We start from the raw sequence: 2684 nt of genomic DNA, 5'->3' as shown, positions 1-2684 counted from the left end.
GGGTCGGCCTGGCCGTCGACGGCCGCCAGCTGCGCCTGACCGACGGCCGGCGCGCCCGCGACTTCGGCCCGGGCACGGCCATCTTCGATCTGCCACTGGCGCCGACCGGCGACATCGCTTATGCCGGCGACACTCAGACCGCTGAATGGCTGACCCGCCTGGGCCTGGTGCCGCGCGCCGTGGCTGACCTGCCAGGCCTGGTCGTCGCGCGCACCATCGCCATGCTGATCAACGAGGCGGCGGATGCCGTCGCCCAGGGCGTCTGCGACGAGGCCGGCGCGGATGCGGCGATGAAGCTCGGCGTCAACTATCCGGCCGGGCCCTTCGAATGGCTGGCCTTCTGGGGCTCGGCACCGGTCGCCGCGCTGCTGAACCGACTCGATCACCACTATCGCGGCGAGCGTTATCGCGTGAGCCCCTATCTCAAATGAATCAAGCCTTCATCTGCGACGCGATTCGCACGCCCTTCGGCCGCTATGGCGGCGCGCTGTCCTCCATTCGCACCGATGACCTCGGGGCGCTGCCGATCAAGGCGCTGATGGCGCGCAATGCGAATGTCGACTGGGCTCAAGTGGCCGATGTCATCTACGGCTGTGCCAACCAGGCTGGCGAGGACAACCGCAACGTCGCCCGCATGGCCGCGCTGCTGGCTGGCCTGCCGGTGGATGTGCCTGGCAGCACGGTCAACCGCCTGTGCGGCTCGGGCCTGGACGCCATCGGCACCGCCGCGCGCGCCATCCGCGCCGGCGAGGCCGGGCTGATGATCGCCGGCGGCGTCGAGAGCATGAGCCGCGCGCCCTTTGTTAGCCCCAAGGCCGAGAGCGCCTTCAGCCGCGCCAACGCCGTCTACGACACGACCATCGGCTGGCGCTTCATCAACAAGCAGATGAAGGCGCAGTACGGCGTCGACGCCATGCCCGAGACGGCGGAGAACGTGGCCGCCGATTTCGGCATCGAGCGCGAGGCCCAGGACCGCATGGCGCTGGCCTCGCAGATGAAAGCCATCGCAGCGCAGAAGCGCGGCTTCTTCGAGCGGGAGATCGTGCCGGTGGACGTGCCGCAGAAGAAGGGCGACCCGCTGCGCGTGGTGCTGGACGAGCACCCGCGCGAGACCAGCATCGAAGCGCTGGCCAAGCTCAAGGGCGTGGTCAAGCCCGACGGATCGGTGACGGCTGGGAATGCGAGCGGCGTCAACGACGGTGCCTGCGCGCTGTTGCTGGCCAGCGAGGCGGAAGCCGCACGCCATGGGCTCAAGCCCCGCGCACGCGTCGTCGGCATGGCGACGGCCGGCGTCGCGCCGCGCATCATGGGCATAGGCCCGGCGCCGGCGACGCGCAAGGTCATGGCGCTGACGGGCCTGACGCTGGCTCAGATGGACGTCATCGAGCTGAACGAGGCCTTCGCGGCGCAAGGCCTGGCCGTGCTGCGCGACCTGGGCCTGACGGACGACGATGCACGCGTGAACCCCAACGGCGGCGCCATCGCGCTGGGCCATCCGCTCGGTGCCAGCGGCGCACGCCTGGTGACGACGGCAATCAACCAGCTCGAGCTGACGGGCGGCCGCTATGCGCTGTGCACGATGTGCATTGGCGTCGGGCAGGGCATCGCGCTCATCGTCGAGCGCGTCTGATGACCTTGCGGGACGGACCTTGGCGCGCAGCGCCACGCTCTGTCCCCAACTGATCAGGACTACTCGAAAAAGAGTCGGCTGATGCCCTTGAAGCTGACGAGATTGCCCGGGTTGCTGGTCTCGTTGAGCACGCCGCTCATGCGCCTGAGCAGGCGCGGGCTCTTCTTCGCGCGCCAGATCAGCAGGTCGGCCAGCCAGGGGTGGGCGTTGACGCGGTTGGCGCGCTCGTAGAGGTCGAACTTGGGCTTGAGGGCCGTCAACGCGGCCTCGTAGGTGGCGCGGGCCGCCGCATCGTCGGTGTGCGCCAGGATGGCGTCGGCCGCCAGCATGCCGGTCTCCATGGCCTTGCCAATGCCCTCGCCGGTGAAGGAGTAGGTGCTTCCGGCGGCCTCGCCGGTGACGAGCAGGCCGGGGCGCGCCCAGGTGGCGCCGGTCAGCGTGCAGCGCAGCGGTGCGCCCTTGAGCTCACCGACCAGCTCACCGACCCGCATCAGCTCGGCCGCCGGCGCGTACTTGGCGACAAAGGCATCAAAGATGGCGCGCAGATTGACGTCCTTCTTCTGGCCCTTGCCGCCACCGAGATCCTTGTGGCTGTCCGTCACGCCGACGCCGATGTTGAAGTGGCCATCCGGCGCCGGGAAGATCCAGCCATAGCCGGGCCGCACCGACTTGTCCCAGACGACTTCCAGCGCCTTGATCCTGCCGACCATCTGCGGCGCCTTCACATAACCGCGCAGGGCCACGCCGCTGGGCGTGTGGCGCTCGCACATGCCGGCCGCGGTCAACGCCCTGGGCACGGCACCGGTCGCGAGCACGACCCATCGCGCGGCGACCTCGACGATCTCATCGCCCCGCTTGAGCCGCGCGCCGACGACGCGGCCATCGGTCTCCAACGGCGCCTCGAAGCGTGCTTGCTCGAAGCGTGCGCCCGCCTCCCGGGCGGCGCTCAGCAGCAACGCGTCCAGCTCCTTGCGCGGCAGCACCGCCAGTGAGCCTGGCACGTCAATGCGGCCGCCCCGCGGGCCGATGCAGCCCACATGGGCCACGGCCTGGG

3 protein-coding genes are annotated in these 2684 nt (G+C 70.0%); 2 read left to right on the top strand and 1 reads right to left on the bottom strand.

The features are described 5' to 3' along the window. The coding region (locus tag AC1DU6_RS26405; RefSeq protein ID WP_477860742.1) for a 3-hydroxyacyl-CoA dehydrogenase family protein at positions 1–431 on the top strand (431 nt) is incomplete at its 5' end. Continuing rightward, positions 428–1630, top strand: a complete 1203-nt coding sequence (pcaF, locus tag AC1DU6_RS26400) for a 3-oxoadipyl-CoA thiolase (RefSeq protein ID WP_457322725.1) — start codon at positions 428–430, stop codon at positions 1628–1630. The genes AC1DU6_RS26405 and pcaF, both read left to right, overlap by 4 nt. A 59-nt stretch (positions 1631–1689) precedes the next feature. On the opposite strand, the gene AC1DU6_RS26395 is transcribed toward pcaF, so the two are convergent. Beyond that, on the bottom strand, positions 1690–2684 hold a 995-nt coding region (locus AC1DU6_RS26395; RefSeq protein WP_477860740.1), incomplete at its 5' end, for a geranylgeranyl reductase family protein.

The sequence above is a fragment of the Roseateles sp. P5_B10 genome (assembly GCF_056400485.1).
This window is presented reverse-complemented; position numbering and strand designations above follow the sequence as displayed.